This window comes from Snodgrassella sp. W8158 (genome assembly GCF_016100435.1).
Lineage (GTDB): Bacteria > Pseudomonadota > Gammaproteobacteria > Burkholderiales > Neisseriaceae > Snodgrassella > Snodgrassella alvi.
Genome location: NZ_JACFSM010000009.1, coordinates 1 through 22,916, shown reverse-complemented (window position 1 = coordinate 22,916; position 22,916 = coordinate 1). Strand labels below are relative to the sequence as shown.

At 44.5% G+C, this 22,916-nt stretch carries 22 protein-coding genes and 1 riboswitch; of the genes, 7 read left to right on the top strand and 15 right to left on the bottom strand.

Annotated features, from left to right (window positions below; all coding sequences use genetic code 11):
* The first annotated feature begins 46 nt into the window (after positions 1-46).
* On the top strand, positions 47-433 hold the full coding sequence (locus H3V11_RS11275; protein WP_198225049.1) for a VOC family protein: 387 nt from the start codon (positions 47-49) through the stop codon (positions 431-433).
* 629 nt (positions 434-1,062) lie between these two features.
* Here H3V11_RS11275 and purB read toward each other — a convergent pair.
* From purB to queF, 5 genes are all read right to left on the bottom strand, one after another.
* Positions 1,063-2,433 carry an adenylosuccinate lyase gene (gene purB / locus H3V11_RS11270; protein WP_084550571.1) on the bottom strand — a complete coding sequence of 457 codons (1,371 nt, stop codon included), beginning with the start codon at positions 2,431-2,433 and terminating at the stop codon, positions 1,063-1,065.
* 114 nt (positions 2,434-2,547) lie between these two features.
* Positions 2,548-3,321 (bottom strand): glycosyltransferase family 2 protein, encoded by a 774-nt coding sequence (locus tag H3V11_RS11265; protein ID WP_198225047.1) that lies wholly within the window; start codon positions 3,319-3,321, stop codon positions 2,548-2,550.
* Between the two features lie 63 nt (positions 3,322-3,384).
* Positions 3,385-4,489, bottom strand: a protein-coding gene (gene prfB, locus H3V11_RS11260; RefSeq protein ID WP_096766013.1) for a peptide chain release factor 2 whose coding sequence is annotated in 2 segments (ribosomal slippage) — positions 3,385-4,407 and positions 4,409-4,489 — 1,104 coding nt in all. Because the reading frame shifts where the segments join, the coding sequence is not laid out codon by codon here.
* Positions 4,490-4,619: 130 nt separating this feature from the next.
* Positions 4,620-5,279 (bottom strand): 7-cyano-7-deazaguanine/7-aminomethyl-7-deazaguanine transporter, encoded by a 660-nt coding sequence (locus tag H3V11_RS11255; protein ID WP_025329683.1) that lies wholly within the window; start codon positions 5,277-5,279, stop codon positions 4,620-4,622.
* A 100-nt stretch (positions 5,280-5,379) separates the two neighbouring features.
* Complete coding sequence (queF, locus tag H3V11_RS11250; protein ID WP_025329682.1) at positions 5,380-5,850, bottom strand: preQ(1) synthase; 471 nt, start codon at positions 5,848-5,850, stop codon at positions 5,380-5,382.
* Between the two features lie 6 nt (positions 5,851-5,856).
* Positions 5,857-5,901, bottom strand: a riboswitch (PreQ1 riboswitch).
* A gap of 270 nt (positions 5,902-6,171) precedes the next feature.
* On the opposite strand from queF, the gene aroG reads away from it, so the two are divergent.
* Positions 6,172-7,227, top strand: coding sequence for a 3-deoxy-7-phosphoheptulonate synthase AroG (aroG, locus tag H3V11_RS11245; protein ID WP_084563994.1), 1,056 nt, complete (start codon positions 6,172-6,174; stop codon positions 7,225-7,227).
* Positions 7,228-7,289: 62 nt separating this feature from the next.
* Here the strand turns inward: aroG and ftsX are convergent, their stop codons facing one another.
* Together ftsX and ftsE are read right to left on the bottom strand one after the other, a co-directional pair.
* On the bottom strand, positions 7,290-8,207 hold the full coding sequence (gene ftsX / locus H3V11_RS11240) for a permease-like cell division protein FtsX (RefSeq protein WP_198225065.1): 918 nt from the start codon (positions 8,205-8,207) through the stop codon (positions 7,290-7,292).
* Positions 8,198-8,851: a cell division ATP-binding protein FtsE gene (gene ftsE / locus H3V11_RS11235; protein ID WP_025329679.1), complete on the bottom strand. Its 654-nt coding sequence runs from the start codon at positions 8,849-8,851 to the stop codon at positions 8,198-8,200. The genes ftsX and ftsE overlap by 10 nt, the downstream gene beginning before the upstream one ends.
* 143 nt (positions 8,852-8,994) lie before the next feature.
* Here ftsE and grxC point away from each other — a divergent pair, with 143 nt between their 5' ends.
* Positions 8,995-9,252 carry a glutaredoxin 3 gene (gene grxC / locus H3V11_RS11230; RefSeq protein WP_084550587.1) on the top strand — a complete coding sequence of 86 codons (258 nt, stop codon included), beginning with the start codon at positions 8,995-8,997 and terminating at the stop codon, positions 9,250-9,252.
* A gap of 86 nt (positions 9,253-9,338) precedes the next feature.
* Positions 9,339-9,803, top strand: a complete 465-nt coding sequence (gene secB / locus H3V11_RS11225; RefSeq protein WP_084550590.1) for a protein-export chaperone SecB — start codon at positions 9,339-9,341, stop codon at positions 9,801-9,803.
* 95 nt (positions 9,804-9,898) lie between these two features.
* On the opposite strand, the gene H3V11_RS11220 is transcribed toward secB, so the two are convergent.
* On the bottom strand, positions 9,899-11,191 hold the full coding sequence (locus H3V11_RS11220) for an MFS transporter (RefSeq protein WP_025329676.1): 1,293 nt from the start codon (positions 11,189-11,191) through the stop codon (positions 9,899-9,901).
* Positions 11,192-11,402: 211 nt separating this feature from the next.
* Between H3V11_RS11220 and H3V11_RS11215 the strand changes: the two genes are divergently transcribed.
* Positions 11,403-12,422 (top strand): sulfate ABC transporter substrate-binding protein, encoded by a 1,020-nt coding sequence (locus tag H3V11_RS11215; RefSeq protein ID WP_078474561.1) that lies wholly within the window; start codon positions 11,403-11,405, stop codon positions 12,420-12,422.
* A gap of 97 nt (positions 12,423-12,519) precedes the next feature.
* Here the strand turns inward: H3V11_RS11215 and cysI are convergent, their stop codons facing one another.
* The gene (gene cysI / locus H3V11_RS11210; RefSeq protein ID WP_198225045.1) at positions 12,520-14,289 is read right to left on the bottom strand and encodes an assimilatory sulfite reductase (NADPH) hemoprotein subunit; all 1,770 of its coding nucleotides are present in this window, start codon (positions 14,287-14,289) and stop codon (positions 12,520-12,522) included.
* A gap of 166 nt (positions 14,290-14,455) precedes the next feature.
* Here cysI and H3V11_RS11205 point away from each other — a divergent pair, with 166 nt between their 5' ends.
* Positions 14,456-14,665 carry a DUF1653 domain-containing protein gene (locus H3V11_RS11205; RefSeq protein WP_198190489.1) on the top strand — a complete coding sequence of 70 codons (210 nt, stop codon included), beginning with the start codon at positions 14,456-14,458 and terminating at the stop codon, positions 14,663-14,665.
* Positions 14,666-14,745: 80 nt separating this feature from the next.
* Here the strand turns inward: H3V11_RS11205 and mnmE are convergent, their stop codons facing one another.
* Together mnmE and H3V11_RS11195 are read right to left on the bottom strand one after the other, a co-directional pair.
* The gene (mnmE, locus tag H3V11_RS11200; RefSeq protein WP_198225035.1) at positions 14,746-16,122 is read right to left on the bottom strand and encodes a tRNA uridine-5-carboxymethylaminomethyl(34) synthesis GTPase MnmE; all 1,377 of its coding nucleotides are present in this window, start codon (positions 16,120-16,122) and stop codon (positions 14,746-14,748) included.
* 72 nt (positions 16,123-16,194) lie between these two features.
* The gene (locus H3V11_RS11195; protein WP_025329671.1) at positions 16,195-16,521 is read right to left on the bottom strand and encodes an FKBP-type peptidyl-prolyl cis-trans isomerase; all 327 of its coding nucleotides are present in this window, start codon (positions 16,519-16,521) and stop codon (positions 16,195-16,197) included.
* 103 nt (positions 16,522-16,624) lie between these two features.
* Between H3V11_RS11195 and H3V11_RS11190 the strand changes: the two genes are divergently transcribed.
* On the top strand, positions 16,625-17,563 hold the full coding sequence (locus tag H3V11_RS11190; RefSeq protein ID WP_198225033.1) for a D-2-hydroxyacid dehydrogenase: 939 nt from the start codon (positions 16,625-16,627) through the stop codon (positions 17,561-17,563).
* Between the two features lie 3 nt (positions 17,564-17,566).
* On the opposite strand, the gene H3V11_RS11185 is transcribed toward H3V11_RS11190, so the two are convergent.
* From H3V11_RS11185 to H3V11_RS11170, 4 genes are all read right to left on the bottom strand, one after another.
* Positions 17,567-18,754: a DUF2827 domain-containing protein gene (locus H3V11_RS11185; RefSeq protein WP_198225031.1), complete on the bottom strand. Its 1,188-nt coding sequence runs from the start codon at positions 18,752-18,754 to the stop codon at positions 17,567-17,569.
* A gap of 106 nt (positions 18,755-18,860) precedes the next feature.
* Positions 18,861-19,991, bottom strand: coding sequence for a DUF2827 domain-containing protein (locus H3V11_RS11180; protein ID WP_198190487.1), 1,131 nt, complete (start codon positions 19,989-19,991; stop codon positions 18,861-18,863).
* A gap of 3 nt (positions 19,992-19,994) precedes the next feature.
* Entirely contained in the window at positions 19,995-21,140 is a 1,146-nt protein-coding gene (locus tag H3V11_RS11175) for a DUF2827 domain-containing protein (RefSeq protein ID WP_110413709.1), read from the bottom strand.
* A 100-nt stretch (positions 21,141-21,240) separates the two neighbouring features.
* Positions 21,241-22,916 (bottom strand): YadA family autotransporter adhesin (locus H3V11_RS11170; protein WP_370570188.1); only part of this gene is annotated, 1,676 nt, incomplete at its 5' end.

The following is a 22,916-nucleotide window of genomic DNA, read 5'->3' as shown; positions in this document are numbered from 1 at the left end:
AATTATGAATACACTGCTATTCTAATTTTATAGTAAGGAGTTAATAATGCAGATTAAAAGACTGGATCATCTGGTATTAACTGTTAAAGATATTCAGGCCTCCTGCGCTTTTTATGCTGATGTACTTGGCATGCAGGTAAGTACATTTGCAGATAATTGTACTGCTTTGCATTTTGGTCAGATGAAGATTAATTTACATCAGCAAGGACATGAATTTGAACCTAAAGCGAAACACCCTACTCCCGGTTCTGCTGACTTGTGCTTTATTGTAGAGCAGACTCAGGATGAAGTAATGGCTGTTTTACATCAGCATAATATTCCATTAGAACTAGAGCCAACTTCTCGTACCGGAGCTTGTGGAAAAATTACTTCGATTTATATTCGTGATCCGGATAATAATCTGATTGAATTATCGAATTATTCAAATCAATAAATTTACCCGGATAATTTAATGCGAATAAAAAATATACAAACCAAATAATGAAATACTTATTGAGTGTCAGGATAAAATAATTTAGTTATTTTAATTTATTTTGCCGGTAGGTTGTTCATTTCGAATGTAGTTTATTAAATTGCAATTAATTGCTAAATGAAATAGAAATAAACTAATGTCTATGGTATGAAGGTTTAATTAAATTCAAATTTCTCTTCTTTGAATATCATTAATCATATGTTTGCTAAGGAATTATTTTTGCAACGACAAAGTTGTCCGAATAATATTTACCAGTACATTTTAAGACATAACTAATAATGTGACTGACAGCTTGAGCTTAACTTGTTTGAGTTACATTTTAATAATAGTAATAGCTAACAAATTCTTTTTATTATTTTAAATCAAATATATTTTTGAATTTTATTATAGTATTGACTAATTATAATTCTATTCGTTAAAAGTCATTTGCATTAATCTGACTGAGCGGGCTAAGCTGTCTGTGATTATATTTTTTGAGCTATGCCATAATATATCTTGCACTTTTACAATAATATTTAAAAGTCAGTTTATTGAATTACTTTAAGATAAGGGGAAAGAATTTCGCTGCTTTCCCCTGTTAATCATTATATTCAGATTCGTTCTGCCAGCTCCTGAGCCTTGCCTACATATAATGCAGGAGTAAGTGCCAGTAACTGTGCTTTTGCCGTGTCTGGAATAGCCAGCTGATTTATAAATGTCTGCAAACTTTCAGGAGTAATTCCATGCTTACCACGGGTAAGTTCTTTAAGCTGCTCATACGGGTTGGCTATCCCATAGCGACGCATTACTGTCTGAATCGGCTCAGCCAGCAGCTCCCATGTTGCATCCAGATCTGCGGCAAACGCAGCAGGATTGATTTCCAGCTTATTCAGACCACGCAAATGCGCTGTCAGTCCCAATATAGTGTAACCGAAGCCTGTCCCCATATTACGCAATACAGTACTATCGGTTAAATCACGCTGCCAGCGGGATACCGGCAGTTTTTCAGCAAGGAATCCCAGCACAGCATTGGCCATACCCAGATTACCTTCTGAATTTTCAAAATCAATCGGATTGACTTTGTGTGGCATGGTAGAAGAACCAACTTCTCCGGCTTTAACTTTCTGCCGGAAATAGCCAATAGAGATATAGCCCCAGATATCACGGTTAAAATCGATCAGAATGGTGTTTATACGGCTAATCGTCTGGAAAAATTCTGCCATATAATCATGTGGTTCAATCTGAATAGTATAGGGGTTAAAGGTCAGCCCCAGATTATATTCGACAAAACGGCGGCAATGTCCTTCCCAGTCTATATCGGGATAGGCAACCAGATGCGCGTTGTAATTACCTACAGCACCATTGATTTTACCCAGAAACTGCTGTTGCCGGACTGATTCCATTTGTCTTTGCAGACGAGCCACGACATTGGCGATTTCTTTACCCAGTGTACTGGGAGTAGCCGGCTGCCCATGGGTGCGGCACATCATAGGCAAAGCAGCATGAGTATGCGCCAGATTGCGCAATACAGTTATTAGTTCATTAAGCTTAGGCAGCAGTACTTCATCACGAGCCTGTTTCAGCATCAGAGCATGTGAAAGATTATTGATATCCTCACTGGTACAGGAAAAATGAATGAATTCACTGACTGCCATAACTTCAGGTACATTGGCAAAACGCTGTTTCAGCCAGTATTCAATAGCTTTCACATCATGATTGGTTGTGGCTTCTATAGCTTTAACTGCTTCGGCATCTGCTATTGAAAATTCAGCAATAACACGATCAATTTCTGCAATGGTGGCCGGACTGAATGGCTGAACTTCACTGATTCCAGCTTCGGCTGCCAGTGCTTTCAGCCAGCCAAGCTCAACCTGTACGCGAGCATGCATCAGACCATATTCAGAAAAAATCGGGCGCAAATCAGCCACAGACGATGCATAGCGCCCATCCAGCGGAGACAGCGCATATAACGGATTTATCATGTTTCTTCTACTTCCAGAGTTATCAAAAGACAATTTTCAGTTAATCCAAAGTTTCGGTATTAACCGGTTCATCAGTAAAAAACTGTAGTGCCTGCTTTCCCGGTTTCGGATGATTCAGTATCTGACGCAAATCATGCAAACGGTGCACAATAGTCTGAGTAACAGCATTGGCTTGCTGCAACGCAGACTCATCACAGTCAGAATGAGTCTGTCCGAACAGCATCGAATCCAGCAGTTTACATACATACATACATACATACTGTCATGACCATAAAAATTGACACCGATGTCGGTCATGCCGGCTTTATCAAAAAGGGTAGCGACCATGCAGCTTTCTATTGTCGCCAGACCAAGTGCACCATCTTCCCCGCCCAGCTGCCGAAACAGCGAGTCAGCCGGAAAACCACCACAGGCAAGAAAATAGGCACGGTTAAAAACAGTATTGGTAGCGGTAATCATTTCAAATGTGCGCCAGGCCAGATTAAACTGTTCATGCTTACAGTATTTTTCCGGAATATTGTATCCGGTTACCGGCAGGCGCAATAAACCGCTGTTCGGGCGAAAGTGAAATACAGCACATGCTGCCTGTAAGGCATAAGGCTGATAGGCGTCATCGGCATCCAGAAAAGCAATATGGCTTCTGGCAGACAGTAATGCTCCCCAGTTGCGCGCCAGCGCAGGTCCGCGGTTAGAAGCCAGATATTCTGCACGAATTTTTTGCGGATAACGCTGTTGCCACTGTTGGATCAAGGTGACGGTATTATCGGTGGAAGCATCATCAACCAGCCACAGACAACCGAGTTCCGGCTGCGCCAGCACACTTTCTACAGCCCGTCCCAGTGTATTTTCTGCGTTGTAGCAGGGAATAATGACATCAATATAATTCATGCTGCTACACACCTTAAAAAATTAAGGCTGTCTGAATACATCAGACAGCCGCGTGACTGTTTCTTAAACACCCTGTTTCAGACTGGCTTCAATAAAGCCATCAAGGTCGCCATCCATAACTGCCTTGATATTGCCGACTTCATAGCCGGTACGTAAATCCTTGATTCGCGAAGAGTCGAATACATAAGAACGAATCTGATGTCCCCAGCCCACATCATCTTTACTGGCTTCCAGATTCTGCTTTTCTTCATTACGACGGCGCATTTCCAGCTCGAACAATTTTGCCTTAAGCATATTCATTGCTTCTTCGCGGTTGCGGTGCTGAGAACGGTCATTCTGGCACTGCACCACAATACCGGTTGGTTCATGAGTAATACGTACAGCTGAATCAGTTTTATTAATGTGCTGACCACCAGCTCCAGAAGCACGATAGGTATCAATACGCAAATCAGCCGGATTGATTTCAATTTCAAAACTGTCATCGACTTCCGGATAAACAAATACCGATGCAAATGAAGTATGCCGTTTATTATTTGAATCAAAAGGTGAATACCGTACCAGACGGTGAATACCGGTTTCAGTACGCAGCAATCCGTAAGCGTATTCTCCGTCCAGTTTGATGGTAGCACGATTCACACCGGCAATTTCGCCTTCATCTTCTTCAAGTATTTCTACTTTGAAGCCTTTGCGTTCGCCATAGCGCACGTACATGCGCAACAGCATCCCAGCCCAGTCTTCGGCCTCTGTACCGCCGGCGCCGGCAACAATATCTATGAAGCAGTTATTGACATCGGCAGGCTGATTAAACATACGTTTGAATTCAAGCTGTGCCAGTTCATCCTGTAACGCGGTAATATCTGCCTGAACCGCTTCAAAACCGTCTGTATCATTTTCCTCCACAGCCATCTGCAGCAGCATCCGGTTATCTTCGATACCGCTGTGCAGATGATCCAGTGTGAGTACGATACCCTCCAGCACTTTGCGTTCTTTACCGACTTCCTGAGCTTTTTTCGGATCATTCCACAACTCAGGATCTTCTGACAGACCAATTACTTCTTCAAGGCGGTCTTTTTTGCCAGCGTAGTCAAAGATACCTCCGTAAATCGTGACTACGGGATGCCATATCATCCAGAATATTATTTAATTGATTAATCTGCTCCGCTTCCATGATGTTCTCTTAGCCATGTATTTGAAAATAGGCGCGTATTATAACAGAAGCCGGTGTGTCAATCAGGCCGCTTTTAAGCGGCCTGATGATAAAGAATAAATTGTAATCAGATGTTGATTGATAATTCTTTTTACCCGTTTACGGTACGTGGTGCCAAAGCAGTCAGTTTGTATAATAAATAGCGCAGTACGATACCATAAGTAGGCAGGAAAAACAGAGCGGCAACGCTGATTTTGAACGCATAATCGGTCAGGGAAATCTGTAACCAGTTCTCGGCCATAAATGCATCCGGCGAATGGTAAAACGCAACAGCAAAAAACAGCAATGTATCTACAGCACTGCCTAAAACAGCAGAAGCACTGGGAGCAGGCCACCAGCGCCGGCACTGCCGCAGCCGGTTAAATACCAGAATATCCATCAGCTGACCGACCACATAGGCTGTAAAACTGGCCAGGGCAATGCGGGCAACAAATAAATCAAAATGGCTTAATGCCGCCCAGCCCATCCAGTGCCCGTCCTGAAACAGGACAGAAATGGCATAAGAAAACAGTAATGATGGCAGCATTACCCAGAAAATGATTCGGCGCGCCAGACCTGAACCAAAAATTCTTACCGTTAAATCAGTGGTAAGAAAAATAAACGGAAAGGTAAAAGCACCCCAGGTATTGTGTAATCCAAATAAAGTAAAAGGGAACTGTACCAGATAATTACTGGCTACGATTACCAGCATGTGCCAGAACGTCAGCCAGCGCAATGCCTTATAGCGTTGCGCATCAGAAAATTCATACATATTTATTCCTATCAGTCGTATCGGTAACTGCGCCAGGCAGTAAAACTGACCGGATGATGTAAACCGGCAGCCTGAGATACTTGTGTCATTTTAAGAAGACTTATTTCACCTGAAACTGAAGTAATCGCTGTGCAGCCATATCGCTATAACGTGTATCAGGCTCACCATAATTGGCATACGGATGGATGGCGATACCGCCACGCGGTGTAAATTCACCATATACCTCAATGTATTTAGGCTGCATCAGGGCAATAAGATCTTTCATGATGATATTGACACAATCTTCATGAAAATCACCATGATTGCGGAAACTGAACAGATACAGTTTTAACGATTTACTTTCTACCATACGCAAACGCGGTAAATAATTGATATAAATGGTAGCAAAGTCCGGCTGGCCGGTTTTCGGGCACAGACTGGTGAATTCGGGACAGATAAATTTAACGAAATAATCGTTATCAGGGTGTTGATTGTCGAAGGCTTCCAGCAGCTCCGGGGCATAATCACTACGGTATTCCGTATGCTGATTACCCAGCAGGCTCACCGTGCCCAGATTATTTTGTGCACGCATATATTTGATTTCCTAGTTTTTTTATGTGGGAGGTTTACGAACCACAGGGTGGGCGATTGTACCTGAAATTTGTCTGAAATCAAAACTATATCAGTAAAATCCGCTCTATTACGTAAAGACAATATAATGGTTATTATTGGTATATTATTCCGATAATTTATAAAAAATCATCATAAAAAATAATTAAATGTTATTTAAATCCGAATTTAAGCAATAATATATCTTTACCAAAGTTTTGTCCTTGCTTTTTAAGCATATTCATTATAGCCTGATGGATAAATCACGAAAAATTTAAAATAATAGAGTCAGACAGGAATTACTATGAATCAGGTAGCATCCCGCCCAATTGATGATGTCAGAATTAAAGAAATTAAGGAACTGTTGCCACCCATTGCTCATTTATACGAATTGCCCATTACAGAACAGGCCTCTGAGGTAGTACACAATACACGCCATGCTATTGCTGATCTGGTACATGGCAGAGATAAACGTCTACTGGTGATTATCGGTCCGTGTTCTATCCATGATCCGGCAGCTGCAATTGAATACGCTCAGCGTCTGAATGTATTACGTGAAAAATATGCGCAAGAATTACTGATTGTTATGCGGGTTTACTTTGAAAAACCGCGTACTACGGTAGGCTGGAAAGGATTTATTAACGATCCGCATATTGATGGTTCCTATGATATTAACTATGGTTTGCGTCTGGCACGTAAACTGCTGCTGGAATTAAACAATATGGGGATGCCGGCAGCTACTGAATTTCTGGACATGATTACTCCGCAGTATTTTGCCGACCTGATTTCATGGGGAGCAATCGGTGCCCGTACAACCGAAAGTCAGGTACACCGTGAGCTGGCCTCAGGTTTAAGCTGTCCGGTAGGTTTCAAAAATGGTACTGACGGCAATCTGAAAATTGCTATTGATGCCATTGGTGCTTCCAGCCATCCGCATCATTTTCTTTCAGTAACCAAGGCCGGTCATTCAGCCATTGTACGCACCAGCGGCAATCCTGACTGCCACATCATTCTGCGTGGCGGTAAAGAGCCTAATTACAGCCATGAATATGTACAGGCGGCGGTAAATGAACTGAACAAAAATCAGGTTACTCCTAATCTGATGATCGATTGCAGCCATGCCAACAGCCGCAAGGATTACCGCCGGCAAATGGAGGTAGCACAGGATATTGCCGCACAGATTCAGGCAGGTGAACAGCACATTATGGGCGTAATGGTAGAAAGTAATCTGATGGCCGGACGACAGGATAACCCGGAAAATTACGGTCAGAGTATTACCGATGCCTGTATTGGCTGGGAAGAAACAGAAACTATGCTTGCCTTACTGGCACAGGCTGCACAGGCACGTCAGCAAAAGTAAACAGTATCGACACTAATGTGTGATACCTTAAAATTATCCCCGCTATTTGCGGGGATAATTTTTTACCGTACTGATTTAAAGCTAAGCAAATGCTGACGCGTAGCCAGCCATGCGCCCAGCATACCCAATCCGCAGACTACCAGCATAATAGCCAGTATTTCCCATAGATTGAAAAAACGCCAGACAACATGCACGCCATACGGCTGCAAAATCGCACTGAGTAAAGGCTGGGCCTGATAATTAAGCCAGTAACACAAACCAATGCTGATTGCCGCAGCCAGCAGGCTCTGCCAGATAGCCAGATACAGAAACGGCCGGCGGATAAATGATGCCGGAGCGCCCAGCAGTTTGGTAATTTCGATTTCTTCCCGATGGCTGAGAATTTGTAACCGGATAGTATTGTAAGCAACCAGAGCAAAAGCCAAACCCAGTGTAATGGCCAGAAACCACAACAACTGATGGATAAACTGATTAATCTGATACAGCGTCTGCATCCACTCAGCATCCATTTTTACGCTTTCAACCATAGGTAATTGTTCGAGCTGAGTCTGTAAGGCAGTCAGTTCTTCCGGCGAACCTGCCTGCGGCGTAACCGTGAATGCATCCGGCAGAGGGTTACTGTCAAGCATTGAAACCAAATCCTGATTACCCATGCTGCGCTGCAACTCTTCCAGCCCTTGCTGTTTACTCACAAATACTACTTTTTCAAGTTGTTTATTGGCCTTTAAGGCTTTTTCAACGGTATGATTATCACTGGCAGTGGCATTAATCTGCATATAAAGTGTCATGGTAGGCACTTCATTCATCTGCCCCAGTACCTGCTGACCGCTCTGTACACCCAGATACAGAGCCAGCGGTAAAGTCATGGCAATGGCCAGCATAAGTAAAATCAGCAGGGTTGCTACCGGCTGACGCAGTAATTGACGCAATGCCTTGCATGCCGCTTCTTTATGCAGAGAAATAAACTGGATCATGCGTATAACCTGCCTTCCTGTAAGCGGATAATACGGTGTCCGTAGTCTGCCATTAATGTTTCATCATGTGCTGCCACCATAATCGTAGTACCGGCCTCATGAAATGTTTTAAACAGTTCCATAATATCCAGTGCATAGGCTCTGTCCAGATTGGCAGACGGTTCATCTGCAATCAGCAGGCTGGGCTGATGCACCACAGCACGCGCAATACACAACCGCTGCTGCTCGCCGCCGGACAAAGTAATCGGATCAGCCAGTTCACGTCCGCTCAGACCAACTTTTTCAATCGCTATCCGCGCCCGCCGCTCAGCCTGTTTACGCTCATAACCGGTGATACGCAGAGGTAACATCACATTTTGCAACACATTACGGTCAAATAATAATTTATGATCCTGAAAAACGATACCGATATGCTGACGCAAATAACCGAGCTGGTTATCGTTTAATCGCCCCAAATCCTGATTATTCAGCCAGACCTTGCCCTTAGTGGGTTTAACAATACCGCTGATCAGTTTAAGAATTGTTGACTTACCCGCACCGGAATGGCCTGCAATAAAAATCATTTCACCTTTGCTGATAGAAAAACTCAGGTTTTTCAGGGCAGTAAAACCGCCGGGATACGTTTTTGAAACCTGCTCAAAACGAATCATCTCTACATGTCCGTTTGTTATATGAATATTAACCAATTATACCGCAGCATACTGCCAAAGAAAGCCTGCACCTGTTCAGTATCTCCAGTTCGCGGTATGCTACCCTTTTCTAACTATATCTGTATGCAACCAAGGACACTGCAATGCAACCGATTACCATGTATACCACCGGGGTATGCCCTTATTGCCAGATGGCCAAAGCATTATTCAAACAAAAAGGTGTAACCGATATCAATGAGATCCGGATTGATACGGATGCGCAAATCCGAGAGCAGATGATGCAGCGTACCGGCCGCCGGACTGTTCCGCAGATTTATATCGGTGAGGTACATGTCGGCGGCTTTGATGATTTGAATGCTTTGAATCAAGCAGGTAAACTAGACGCTCTGCTCGCAGGTTAAGCACGTACTATCTTTTTTCACTTTTCATCCGGTACAACCAGATGAAATCTGCAATATTAATTTTATTCCCTTGTTGAAAGAAAAGCATGAGCAAAAAAGAAAAAACACCAGAACAAACCTCACAACAACCGGTATTCAGTATTGAAAAAATTTATCTGAAAGATTTATCACTGGAAGTACCGCATGCGCCACAGATCTTTCTGGAAAGCGGAGAACCACAAATTGAAATGCGTGTTACTTCTGCTTCTGAAAAACTGGAAGATGAATTTTATAATGTGACAGTAACTGTTACCGTTACTGCAAAAATGACTGAAGAACGTGTATTGTTTCTGAATGAAGTGGCACAAAGCGGTATCTTCCGCATTGCCAACATCCCGGATGAAGATGTAGAGCTGCTGCTGGCTGTAGCTGCTCCGAATATTCTGTTCCCTTATGCACGCGAAACTGTATCTAATACCATTACACGCTCCGGCTTCCCGCCGGTATTGCTGGCTCCGATCAATTTCGAAGCTATGTATCAGGCTGAACAGGCTAACGCCGGCAATGCCTGATATAGAATTATAGACAAAAAGCTGCTTTATCCCGATGCAATATATACTTGCGGATAAAGCAGCTTTTTTATATCTGTTACGATGCAGCTACAGCATCACCGGTAACGACTTTGAAATACTCCGGCAGCCAGTATACCTACTACACATAAAGGCAGAATATAATACATTGCGCCAATCGGACTAAAACGGCTTAACCACTGCACCAGAGGCAAGGTTAAACCGCCGACAATAGCGTAAGCCACATTGTAGGAAAAAGAAATCCCTGTAAACCGTATAGCCGGCGGAAACATTCGTATCATGGCAGCTGAAACAATACCGGCCACACCAGCAGCCAGTCCCAGCAACAGGTACAGAATAAAAATCAGGCTATCACTGTATTTGCCCAGTGCCGGATAAAATAGCGCTGTCATTACACCTGTAAACACAATTCCGCCAATCAGTACCCGTCCAGTACCCAGCCGATCAGCCAGCAAACCATAAATCACACAGCCCAGCATTTGCATCACAATAGCCATACTCTGCATTTCAAATGCCTGCGTACTGGAAAATCCGAAACTGCCGGTTAATAACTGCGGCATAGCCAGCAAAATCACCACAATACAGCCAGTCAGAAACCAGGTAAGCAGCATGCCAATAGATACAGCAGTTTTATGTTTAGAAACCAGAACTTTAACTGGCATTTCCGTTACCAGCTCCTTGCGTTGCTGCATTGCTTTGAAAACCGGCGTTTCATGCAGATAGCTGCGTAAATACAGAGTCAGCAGCCCAAACAGCCCGCCAATAATAAAAGGTATGCGCCATGCTCCGTTCAGAATAGCTTCACTACTGAAAAGTTTTGCCATACCCAGCGCAATCAGAGAGCCCAGTAATATTCCCAGCGACAGCCCGCCTGTGAGAAAACCATTTGCCATACCAATACGTTTTTCAGGTACATGCTCAGACACAAAAGTCCAGGCTGCCGGAATTTCTCCGCCAATAGCCACACCCTGTATCATGCGTAATACTAATAGCAGTATAGGAGCTGCATAGCCGATAGTAGCAAAAGTAGGCATCAGACCCAGACATAACGTAGGTAAAGCCATCATCATAATAGACAATGCAAACAAACGTTTGCGCCCGAATAAATCACCAAAATGCGCCATTACAATACCGCCCAGCGGACGAAACAGATAACCGGCAGCAAAAATTCCGTAAGTATTCAGCAGCGCCCAGAATGGATTTAAACCTGCCGGAAAAAACAGTTCAGACAGCACTTTGGCATAAAAAACATAAATGACAAAATCATAAAATTCCAGCGCCCCACCAAAGGATGACAGCATCAGCGTACGCACATCTTCCCGTGTTAACAGCTTTTGTTCAGCTGCAACATCCGCATTCCGGCTCTTCATGTAACTTTCTCAATTAAACAGATAAAAAAATTAAAAGCGGTTTATAACAGCCTAAGCCAACTTTTTCAAATTCACAGCCCTCACTACTTACATTCCATCTGATTATCAGACTGCTATCTTGCTTTTGGTTATAAAGAAACAAAAAAACAGTATTTCCGTACCCGCACCAGCATTGCTACATTAAAACCTCGTCTAAAACCTATTTTCCGGCATGAATATATTCTGGCGCTACGGTCTGCTGGCAGCAATAATTGCAGGTCTGACATCTTGCGATAACAACTCCGGCAGCAGAGCAACTCTGCTGAACGCTTCCTACGATGCTACACGTGAATTGTATCAGCACTACAATACTGATTTTGAAAACTACTGGTATCAGCAAACCGGTCAGAAAGTGCATATCCGCCAGTCCAACGGAGGTTCCGGTAAACAGGCTATTGCTGTACAGAATGGTCTTAAAGCCGATGTGGTGACACTGGCACTGGCCGGAGACATCAATGCTCTGAACCGTGGCAAAAAAACATTACTGCAACCGGACTGGCAGCAGCGTTTACCCCATAACAGCACCCCCTATACCTCTACCATTGTTTTTCTGGTGCGTAAGGGCAATCCCAAACACATCCGCGACTGGGGAGATCTGATCCGTAACAATGTTCAGATTATCACACCTAATCCTAAAACATCTGGTGGTGCACGCTGGAATTTTCTCGCTGCATGGGCTTGGGCGAAGCATCAGCCAAACGGTAGTGATGCCAGTGCTCAGGCATATCTGCAAGCGTTACTCCGGCATGTACCCATGATGGATACCGGAGCACGTGCCGCTACCATCACCTTTACCCACCGACAGCTCGGCGATGTATTACTGGCATGGGAAAATGAAGCCAGACTGGCACTCAAGCAGTCTCCTGACGAATTTGAAATCGTCACACCGTCACTTTCAATTTTATGTGAACCACCGGTAGCCGTTGTTGACAGTAATGTTCTTACCCCGGATAAACGCCGGCTGGCCACTGCCTATCTGCAATATCTGTATAGTGACAGTGCCCAGCGTCTGATAGCACAAAGTTATTTCAGACCAGTAAATCCGAAAATCATGGCAGAATACCGACACCAGTTTCCCAGCCTGCAACTGGTGACCATTGATCAAGAATTTGGTGGCTGGAAAGAAGCTCAACAACGCTTTTTCAGCGATGGCGGTATATTTGATCAGATTTATGCCAATCAGCAGCCATAATCTGACACCATCCATACATAAAAATAGTCCGGACCTGTTATCAGGTATCCGGACTATTTAATTAAATCACAGAAATTTCTCTTTTCTGATTAATCATTTACACTGAAACTTTATCTGCATCCCAGAAATCTACTGCGGCATCCACTACCGGTTTAACAATACCGGTACGAATAGCAAAATCACCAAAATCCTCAGCATTATTACACCCGTGTGCCCAGCGCGCAATCCAATCCTGCAAGATAGCCAGCACTTCATCAACTGTAATATTCTCGCGGAACAAACGCGGAATACGAGTGCCAGCCCGGTTACCGCCAACGTACAGATTATAACGGCCGACTGCTTTGCCTATCAGCCCGATTTCAGCCAGTAACGCACGGCCGCAGTTATTCGGACAACCGGTTACCCGCAGAATAATATGCTCCTTAGACAAACCATATTGCGCCATAAGCGCATCGACCTGATCAATGAAACCGGATAAAAACCGTTCAGATTCAGCCATAGCCAGCGGACAGGTTGGAAAAGCCACACAGGCCATACTGTTTTTACGCTGTTCCGTGATTTCATCGTCAATGAGTTTATATTTACGGGCAATCCGTTCAATTTCATCCTTATCTTCAGCATGCACACCGGCAATAATCACATTCTGATTCGCTGTCAGGCGGAAATCACCTTTATGAATTCTGGCTAATTCACGCATACCGGTTTTCAGTGGCCGGTCAGGATAGTCAAGTAAACGGCCGTTTTCAATAAATAAGGTCAGATGCCAGCGTTCGTCTTCCCCTTGTACCCAGCCAATGCGATCACCGCGCTCAGTGAGTTCATAAGGGCGGCTGGCAGCAAATTTAAAACCCTGCCGGCGCTCAACCTCCTCTTTAAATACTTCTGCGCCTACACGCTGCAAAGTGTAACGTGTACGTGCATTTTTGCGATCACTGCGATTACCCCAGTCGCGCTGGGTAGTAACCACAGCCTCAGCACACCGCACTGCCTGCTCTACCGGAATAAAACCAAAATCCTTAGCAGTATTCGGGAACGTACGCTGATTACCATGATCAATAGACAGCCCGCCGCCTACCAGTACATTAAAACCAACAAGATGACCGCCCTCACCAATAGCGACAAAATTCAAATCATTGGCATGTAAATCCACATCATTCAGTGGCGGAATAACCAGAGCAGTTTTAAATTTACGTGGCAAATAAGTCTTACCGTTGATCGGTTCGACTGCATCATTACTCACACCATCTGACAATGGTGCAGCCGGTTCTGAACTAAGCACCTTTTCACCATCCAGCCAGATATCAGCATAAGCATGTGTTCGCGGCAGTAAATGCTCAGAAATCTTACACGCCCACTCATAGGCTTCACGATGCAAGCTGCTTTCAATCGGGTTACTGGTGCACAACACATTACGATTAATATCACCGGCGGTAGCAATTGAATCCAGACCGAGCTGATGCAGCCACTGATGCATCGGTTTAATATCAGGTTTCAGCACGCCATGAAACTGAAATGTCTGGCGTGTAGTCAGACGAATACTGCCATAAAGTGTATGTGCAGTAGCAAATTCATCAATTCCCAGCCATTGTTTCGGGGTAATAATTCCGCCGGGCAGACGGCAGCGCATCATTACATTTTTCAACGGTTCCAGCCTGGCTGCCTGTCGCTGGGCACGGACATCGCGGTCATCCTGCTCGTACATACCATGAAAACGAATCAGCTGAAAATCATCACCATTAAACCCGCCGGTAATCCCGTCATGTAAATCGGCAGCAATCTGCCCGTATAAATAATTACTTTCACCTTTCAGCCGTTCATTGTCGGCCAATGGTGCATCTGGCATTTTGGCTCGCGGGTCATTATTCATTTACAGTATTCCTTAATATGGCATCTTGTTATAATTCATTCAAACCATTGTATAATTAATCGGCTTTCAGCCAAAAGAATACCGAGTTGTAATTAAAGAGATTTTAGTTATAACACCTCTGACAGCCGGCGCTCTCCGGCAGTATCTGACTATGCAGGAAATATCTATGCAACGAGGCATTTATCAGCACTATAAAGGCAGGCTTTATCAGGTTACCGGTACAGCACGCCACAGTGAAACCGAAGAAGAACTGGTTATTTATCAGTGCCTGTACGGCGATTATTCAACCTGGGTACGTCCCAAAAGTATGTTTAATGAAACCATAAGTGTTAACGGACAACTACTGCCAAGATTTGCTTTAATACAGCCTCTTTAACCAGTAAAGCAAAAAAGCACTAACTATCCGTTAAAATTGATAGTTAGTGCTTTCATTTAGTAATAATAACTGTGTAAAATTTATTTACCAATACAAAAACGGCTGAATATAACACCCAGCAAATCATCGGCACTGAATTCACCAGTAATCTCATTCAATGCATTCTGCGCCAGACGCAAATGCTCTGCAAACAATTCAATCTGATTTTCCTGACACATACTGGCATTTAACAGCTCCTCTTTGGCCTGTTCAAGCGCCTGAATGTGGCGTGTTCGTGCCAGAAAAAGCCCTTCACTTTCACCCTGCCAGCCTACCTGCTGCAATAAAGCCTGACGCAATAAGTCCAGCCCTTCACCTGTTCTGGCCGACAAAGCAATGACCTGACCGGCATCCGTGAATGCCCGCAATTTTCCCGTTTCACGTGAAACACAGCTGGCTGCTTCTCCTGTTAAATCAATCTTGTTGTGTACTTCGATTTTGTGCAAACTGGCCGGTAACTGCGCCAGAATTGCCGCAGTAGTGGCATTGAGTCCTTCACGCTGGTCAATCAATATCAGCGCTACATCTGCCTGCTGTACAGCCTGCTGACTGCGCTCAATACCAATACGTTCAACCACATCTTCTGTTTCACGCAGACCGGCTGTATCAATAATATGGACAGGTACCCCGTCCAGAGTAATCTGTTCCCTTACTGTATCCCTGGTTGTACCGGCGATATCAGTAACAATGGCTATATCGTCGCCAGCCAGTGCATTAAGCAGACTTGATTTACCTACATTAGGCGCACCCACCAGTACCACATTCATTCCTTCACGCAGTAGTGCGCCTTGCTGTGCGTGCTGTAATACCTTGTCCAGACGGTCACGTAACTGCTTAAGCTTGCCGCTTGCATCTGCGACCTGAAGAAAATCGATGTCCTCCTCCGGAAAATCCAGAGTTGCCTCCACCAGCATACGCAAAGTAATCAGATCATCAACCAGCCGGTGAATTTCTTCAGAAAAAGCACCCTTTAAACTGCGTACCGCCATCCGTGCGGCCGACTGACTGGAAGCATCAATCAGATCAGCCACACTTTCAGCCTGTGCCAGATCCAGCTTATTATTTAAAAAGGCACGTTTAGTAAATTCACCCGGCTCTGCCAGCCGCGCACCCAGTTGCAGACAGCGCTGCAATAGCATCTGCAACACCACTGGTCCGCCATGCCCCTGCAACTCAATTACATCTTCACCGGTAAAGCTGGCCGGCTCTGCAAAATACAACAACAAACCATTATCAATAACCGTATCCTGCTCATCAACAAAATCGGTATACATCACTTTGCGCGGCACCGGTGTTTTTCCACCACTTAATTTTTGTGCCAGAGACAACAGATTTTTACCGGATAAACGTACTACGCCTACGCCACCACGTCCCGGAGCAGTCGCAATGGCAGCAATAGTCGGATTAGTTTCCATCATCAGAATCCCTGCTTATTAAAACAGTTCAGGCAGCCTGAAACAGCTGCCTGAGCAAAATCAGCGTGCAACAGCTTAATCATCAACCTGCAACAATTCCACATCAAAAATCAGTGTGGCATTAGGCGGAATCACACCACCTGCACCCCGGCTGCCATAAGCCATATGCGGCGGAATAGTCAGCTTGCGTTTACCGCCTACTTTCATACCATTAAATCCTTCATCCCAGCCGGCAATAACCATACCCGCACCCAGAGTAAATGTTAACGGCTGCTGACGGGTAACACTGGAATCAAACACCGTACCGTCTTCCAGCATACCAGTATAATGTACCGTAATCTCCTTACCCTTTTGAGCTTCCGTACCCGTACCCTGCTGCAAATCTTCAATCACCAGATCCATATTCATTCATCCTTGATTAATAAATTAGCGTACACTGTAACACAGACATTCAACCCATGCATGTTATTGTCCATAGCAGGCTTTTCAATTAACAGGAGATAATATGACTACCAGCGAAATCGTTTTTCTGGACCGTACAACCCTGCCCGAATATCCGTTTAACTTCAAATTTCCTCATCACATTACCAGCTATAGCCATACCAACCCGGATGAAGTAGCCGGCCGGATTGCTCAGGCAAATATTGTTGTATCCAATAAAGTGCGAATTAATGCTGAAGCTATTCGCAATAGTCCGCACTTACAGTTAATTGCGGTTCCGGCTACCGGTCTGGATCACATTGACCGGCAAACAGCACAACAACACAATGTCGGTATTCGTAATGTTCGCGGTTATGGAAACGATACGGTTGCCGAACATGCCATGATGCTGATTCTGGCACTGATGCGCCAGTTACCTGCTTATCAGCGCGATGTCGCTGCCGGCTTATGGGAAAACAGCCCTTTTTTCTGCCATTTCGGTGCACCTATACATGATTTGAACGGCAAAACACTGGGAATTTTCGGGAAAGGTGGCATCGGACAGGCTTTAGCTGCACGGGCGCAAGCATTCGGAATGCATGTTCTCTGGGGAGAACACAAAAACGCCAGCAGTTGCCGGGATGGCTATACCCCATTTACCCAGCTATTACAACAAGCTGATGTAATTTCCCTGCATTGCCCGCTGAATGAACAAACCCGCAATATGATTGATGAAGCGGAATTAAAAATGATGAAGCCGCAAGCCGTACTGATTAATGTCGGACGAGGTGGTCTGGTTGCAGAACAGCCACTGGTTGCGGCTTTGAAATATGGTCAGTTAGGCGGAGCAGGCGTAGATGTACTTAGCGAAGAACCACCGGTACATGGCAATCCGTTACTGCGAGCTCACCTGCCTAACCTGATTATTACCCCGCATATGGCATGGGGCAGCGAAGAAGCCATACAGCGTATCTGTAGCATGCTGGAGGATAATATCAATACGTTTATGCAGGAAAATAAATAGCAATTAGCGAAGTGGTCTGGCTTTCAGTTCTGTCAGTAACGCAGAATAGCCGGCCACTAAATCAGTATTATCCGGCAGAAAGCGGGCAATCTGCCGCCGCTGCTCATCTATATAATGAGCTGAGTTATCAGCATGCTCATTCATCGCAGATAGCAACTGTTTAGCACCCGCTTGCACATCATTACCCTGATAATAATAGCCAAGATCTGAAATCAGCTCAGCATTATGAATCAAAGGATATCCCTGCCAGCACACTTCCAGATAGAAATAATTTAGCGGATTTTCCCATTGATGAGATATTACCGCATCTGTATTGGTTGCCAGAAATGTCGGTGTATCATAACGCCCCAGAAATACTGATTTGTGCTTTTTCACAATATCCAGCTGATTCATCAGCGCAATGAATTCCATGGATTTCTGAGCCATCGGCAAAGCATTACAAACCTGCAAAATATCAATAGATTCCGGTTTATCACGATAGACTATTTCAGCAATCAGAATCGGATACAGGCAGAATTTAACCACATCGATATTCGGCTCCATAACCGACAAACGCCAGCCTTTACCGGATACCGGAACCTGCCATAAACCCTGAAAAGGCATAGCTGCGGTCTTCTGATTCAGGAAGACCGGACTCCACACAAATGGCACGACACGTGCTTCGTGGCGGCGGAATATTTCAAAATAAGCCCGACTGCAATTGGCTACCTGCGGAATCATCCAGATATCATCATAACGCTGATTAATAAACAGGTTGGCCCCGCCCATATTGCGGGCAAACAAAACCGACTCCATCATATGGATATATTCAAAACCGCAGCAGTAAGAAATCAGGTGTACACCCCGGTCTTTAATATAAGCCGTTTGTTCAGCACTAATCTGCCCGCCCAGTTCAATCAATACATCTATCTGATCCTTGACCTCAATAAAACTTTTGGTCGGCCATCTCTCCAAATCCCATGGTAAGCGTGAAGTAATCGGCACATCTGTTGTATTAGCCAGAACCACAGAATCTACATTAGGACAGTTTTTCAATGCTTCAGCAAGAAAAACAGCATTCTGTTTAATACCATTATTCCACAGCGTTTCTTCAGGGTGACTCAGACCAATAGTAATTCCTATACGCAGGCGCGCGGCTCCGGTATCCTGAACATGGCCGGAACTCAAATTTGATGTATTAGATAAATTCATATTTTTTATGGAAATATTTCACTACCAACCGGTTTTATATGTTTTATCAGCAGCAGCTTTTATGCAGGGACACATTAGACTAAAATATCGATCAATTTAAGATAATCTATACTTTAAACAGAGATTTCAGTGCTTTAGTATAACAGCGCACATTACTTTCTGCCTCCGGATCCAGAGTTGCCAGAAAAGCTGTTGCTTTTTCGCGATAACCGGCAAGATTTTCATCGTGCATCTTATACGCATCTGCCAGTTTCTGCCCGCCTTCTTCGCAATCAAAATCATGGTAGCGATACCCGCAATCACCAATCAGATGCGAATTATGAATCAGCGGATAACCGCCATATAAAGCTTCATAATAAAGATAATTCTGCGCATTTTCCCACTGATGACAAACAATAGCTTCACAGTAGCGTGATACAACCTGCCAGATCGGGTAACGGCCTTCAAACGATGCCAGACCATGACGAATAATATTCAGACTATGGGCAAATAGATTAAAAGCACTCTGCTCTTTCAGATTCAGAGTATTACAAACATAGATATGTTCAATAAAATCCGGATTCAGACGATGCGCATTTTCACAGACCAGCATAGGTATATAACTGGTTTTTACCATACACATATTCGGCTCAAACATACCAATACGCCAGCGTCTGCGGCCAGGCCGATATCCGAACTTCTCATTTTCCGGCAGTCTTTCACAAGCCTTATTCAGAATAACCGGACTCCACAAATGCGGCATAATTCTGACCGGAGTACGAAAAGTACTGGCAAAATAGGGCATACAGCTTTTCTCATACTCAGGTAATGTCCATACCTCATCATATGGTGCACCTGTAATCAGCAATGCAGAAGGTTTATTGAACAGCATGCGTTCAATATCAATCACATAATCATTACCTACCCGCATACTGACCACTTTACCACCCTGGGCCTTGAAACTTATCATCCACTCTTTGGATAGCTGAGCACTCATTTCAATCATGACATCCAGCTCGTTCAGAGCACTGGCCATGTCAATTACTGGTACTGGTGAATCCTTCAGAAAATTCATTGCGTCCTGCATGTCACCGTCACCGGAACCGGCAACCAACACAGTATTACTGACAACCGGTGATTTTTGTAACAGCATCGCCAGAAACAGACAATTCTGAAAAATACCGTTTTCCCACAGCGACTGTGCTCCTTTACGCACATAAATTGAAACACCGATACGAAGTGAAGACACCGACGACATGAGTTAATTCCTTAATAATTCCGGACGATCAGCACACAGATTAGTTAATAATTGTGCATGAGCAGCGATATTGGCTTCTGTCAGAGGTGAAGTGGCCTTAAACAAAGCCTGAGAAGCCTGCCGCTGACTGCCCAGATTTTCCTCATGATGCTGCCAGGCATGAATAAGCAGTCTGCCTGCCTCTGCAGCATTAAAATCCGGATAATAATAGCCGGCACCAAACTCTTTTAACCAGGGTGAATTATGAATCAGTGGATAATCACCATACAGTGCATCCAGATACAAATAATTCTGGTCATTGCACCATTGATGCGAAACCACCGCATTGGCATGCTGTGCCATAAAACCGGCAATATCATGGCGGCCGTAAAAACACGCTTTATGATCTTTTACCAGATTCAGTGAATTGGCCAGATACAGCATTGTCAGATGATCTTTCATATGCAGCGTATTGAGCACATGCATCATACCTATTGACTGCGGCTCTGCCCGATAGGCTTCATCACAGGCCAGCATCGGAATGGATGAAGTCTTCACCACTGAAATATTAGGCTCGAAAATAGCCACATTCAACGGCGTTTTAACACCATCCTGAAAATTATCGCGCCAGCCAAAATAGAAACCATGCTCAGAAATTTCCTGCTTACGTCTGGATACAAACATCGGATCCCACAAATAGGGCGTAACATGTACCGGACAACGGTACATTGTCCGCAGCATCGGAATATAGCCCTTATCTTTAGGCAAAACCCATACTTCATCAGAACGGTCTACCGGCGGAAAACTGGTCGGTTTTTCAAAGACATTGTATTCTGCCAGACCAACATAAGGCTGACCAACACAATAAAATACCACTTTTTTCCCGCGTGCCCGCTGCAACGCCAGCCAGTGCGGACTTAATGCGCCGGCCAGTTCAATAATGACATCAAAAGCATCTGTGGCTTCCTGTTCCGACATCAGATGCAAATCAAACAGACTTAAATCAATTTGCTCTGCCATTCCCGGCTGCCCGCCCACATTAATCAGATCAACTGCTTTAACAAACGGAATAGCCTTCAGGCTCTGAACCAAAAATATAATATTCTGACTCATGCCATTTTCCCAGATATTCTGATTGGCATGAGTAATAACAGAAATACCGATACGCATGTTAATCCGTATTCTTAGTAAAAATACAATTAGTGATCAATAAATAAGATTTACAGACTTCACAGGAAAAACCCAGAAGTCTGCTTTTAATCAGGTTTTCTTACCATTTAAAGCCAAGTACTGAATTAACAGCTGTCTCTTTGCCCGTAGTAGAAACACCTGCACCCCATGTCACTTTGCCGTTCTTACTTGCTGCCTTAAAGTTAAGGCCGACAGCACCATAGCCACGATATGCACCGACACCAACACCAACGGTCTGTTCACCACCATTCAGGGAGGGCAGATAAGCACCGGACAGAGCCATGGCCAGTGCCGTACCGGAATAGGCACGACGCTCAACATGATGAATGTTGTCATTCATCTGGTTAACATATTCATTTATCATGCCAACCTGATTATTCACACCCTTAAGCTGAGCCACATTGACTGCATCAGTATCAGCCGTACCCGCGGCAACCCCGGTTATCTGACGGTATACACCTTTCGATGCATCTCCTACAGATACCGCTCCTTCTGTACTCTTCGTTGCCCGGATTGCTGCTGCCTGCTGCTGCGTTGCCGTTACCGGTATATAGCCCTCTTTACCGGCTGCTGTATTTGCCACCGATCCGGATCCAAGTGCTACGCCTCCGCTCTGAGTTACTTTCGCCTGACTGCCCAGAGCAACACCATTGGCTGACGATGCACTGGCAGAATCACCTATGGCAACTGCTGAGGTGCCGCTGGCCATTGATGCACCGCCTATTGCAACTGAATCAACCCCCTGTGCGACTGAGGCTGCTTTTGCTGAGTTACTCTTTGCATATTTAGTGCCATAATTTTCCAGATTTTCCAGTGCATCTTTTACATTATTGGCTGACACCACACTGCCCGACGGCGTAGTAATATCGTATTTAGGCGGATTAATCTGACCTGTACCTGGATCATATCCGCTTGGCTTACCCAAACCGGCAGCTATAGCAGAAATCTGACTACTGATTACAGTTGACAGACTCGTCAGTGCAGGATCATTAGAAATAGTGCCGGAAGGCAGTCCGCTTACTGTTGATGACAGGGTTGACAGATTATCTGTCAGGGCAGTGATACTTTGTTTTACCTTCCACAACTGCCCACCATTCACTGCATCAAGAGAATTTTCTTTTGAATCATCACCTTCGGCAACACCGGTAATTTTCTGTGCTTTCGAGTAGCGAGTAGCATAATAAGCACCTGTTGGCAGTTCTTTCCCATCGGCACCAATACCATCAGATATCCACCGTATCCCATACTCAGTCACATCAGTTTTTACCCTGTATAACTGTCCGCCATTTATCGCATCACGCGAATCTGCACTAACGACACCATCTGCCAGATTCATAAGTTTGTGATAGGGATCGTCGGAAGAAGCACGAGTCTTACCACCGCTGATTTGTCCTGCATCAAATCCATCTCCAGTAAATTTGAGCGCATGCTCGTTCAGATAAGTCATAGTTGACTTCATACTGCTGGAAGCAGTTGACAAACTGCTTACAGTGCCTGACAGAGTTTGATAATTACTGGAAAAAGAGCTGCTTATAGAATTGATTTGACTAGTAACAGCTGATGAAACAGTTGTTGGCAGACTGTTCAGACCGGTTGATACTGAGCTGGACAGAGCAAAGAACTGACCTCCGTTAATTGCATCGGTTGAATTTTCTGATACATCACCGGCTGCTACATGGGTAATTCTTTGTGCACTTCCACTTCCATGACTGGCATCATATGCACTAATACCGCCATTCCATTGCAGGGCATCCT

Coding starts and splice junctions, on each gene's coding strand:
- H3V11_RS11275 (WP_198225049.1), top strand. CDS start 47: ATGCAGATTAAAAGACTGGATCATCTGGTATTAACTGTTAAAGATATT.
- purB (WP_084550571.1), bottom strand. CDS start 2,433: ATGATAAATCCGTTATATGCGCTGTCTCCGCTGGATGGGCGCTATGCA.
- H3V11_RS11265 (WP_198225047.1), bottom strand. CDS start 3,321: ATGAATTATATTGATGTCATTATTCCCTGCTACAACGCAGAAAATACA.
- H3V11_RS11255 (WP_025329683.1), bottom strand. CDS start 5,279: ATGTATGAATTTTCTGATGCGCAACGCTATAAGGCATTGCGCTGGCTG.
- queF (WP_025329682.1), bottom strand. CDS start 5,850: ATGCGTGCACAAAATAATCTGGGCACGGTGAGCCTGCTGGGTAATCAG.
- aroG (WP_084563994.1), top strand. CDS start 6,172: ATGAATCAGGTAGCATCCCGCCCAATTGATGATGTCAGAATTAAAGAA.
- ftsE (WP_025329679.1), bottom strand. CDS start 8,851: ATGATTCGTTTTGAGCAGGTTTCAAAAACGTATCCCGGCGGTTTTACT.
- grxC (WP_084550587.1), top strand. CDS start 8,995: ATGCAACCGATTACCATGTATACCACCGGGGTATGCCCTTATTGCCAG.
- secB (WP_084550590.1), top strand. CDS start 9,339: ATGAGCAAAAAAGAAAAAACACCAGAACAAACCTCACAACAACCGGTA.
- H3V11_RS11220 (WP_025329676.1), bottom strand. CDS start 11,191: ATGAAGAGCCGGAATGCGGATGTTGCAGCTGAACAAAAGCTGTTAACA.
- H3V11_RS11215 (WP_078474561.1), top strand. CDS start 11,403: ATGAATATATTCTGGCGCTACGGTCTGCTGGCAGCAATAATTGCAGGT.
- cysI (WP_198225045.1), bottom strand. CDS start 14,289: ATGAATAATGACCCGCGAGCCAAAATGCCAGATGCACCATTGGCCGAC.
- H3V11_RS11205 (WP_198190489.1), top strand. CDS start 14,456: ATGCAACGAGGCATTTATCAGCACTATAAAGGCAGGCTTTATCAGGTT.
- mnmE (WP_198225035.1), bottom strand. CDS start 16,122: ATGATGGAAACTAATCCGACTATTGCTGCCATTGCGACTGCTCCGGGA.
- H3V11_RS11195 (WP_025329671.1), bottom strand. CDS start 16,521: ATGGATCTGGTGATTGAAGATTTGCAGCAGGGTACGGGTACGGAAGCT.
- H3V11_RS11190 (WP_198225033.1), top strand. CDS start 16,625: ATGACTACCAGCGAAATCGTTTTTCTGGACCGTACAACCCTGCCCGAA.
- H3V11_RS11185 (WP_198225031.1), bottom strand. CDS start 18,754: ATGAATTTATCTAATACATCAAATTTGAGTTCCGGCCATGTTCAGGAT.
- H3V11_RS11180 (WP_198190487.1), bottom strand. CDS start 19,991: ATGTCGTCGGTGTCTTCACTTCGTATCGGTGTTTCAATTTATGTGCGT.
- H3V11_RS11175 (WP_110413709.1), bottom strand. CDS start 21,140: ATGCGTATCGGTATTTCTGTTATTACTCATGCCAATCAGAATATCTGG.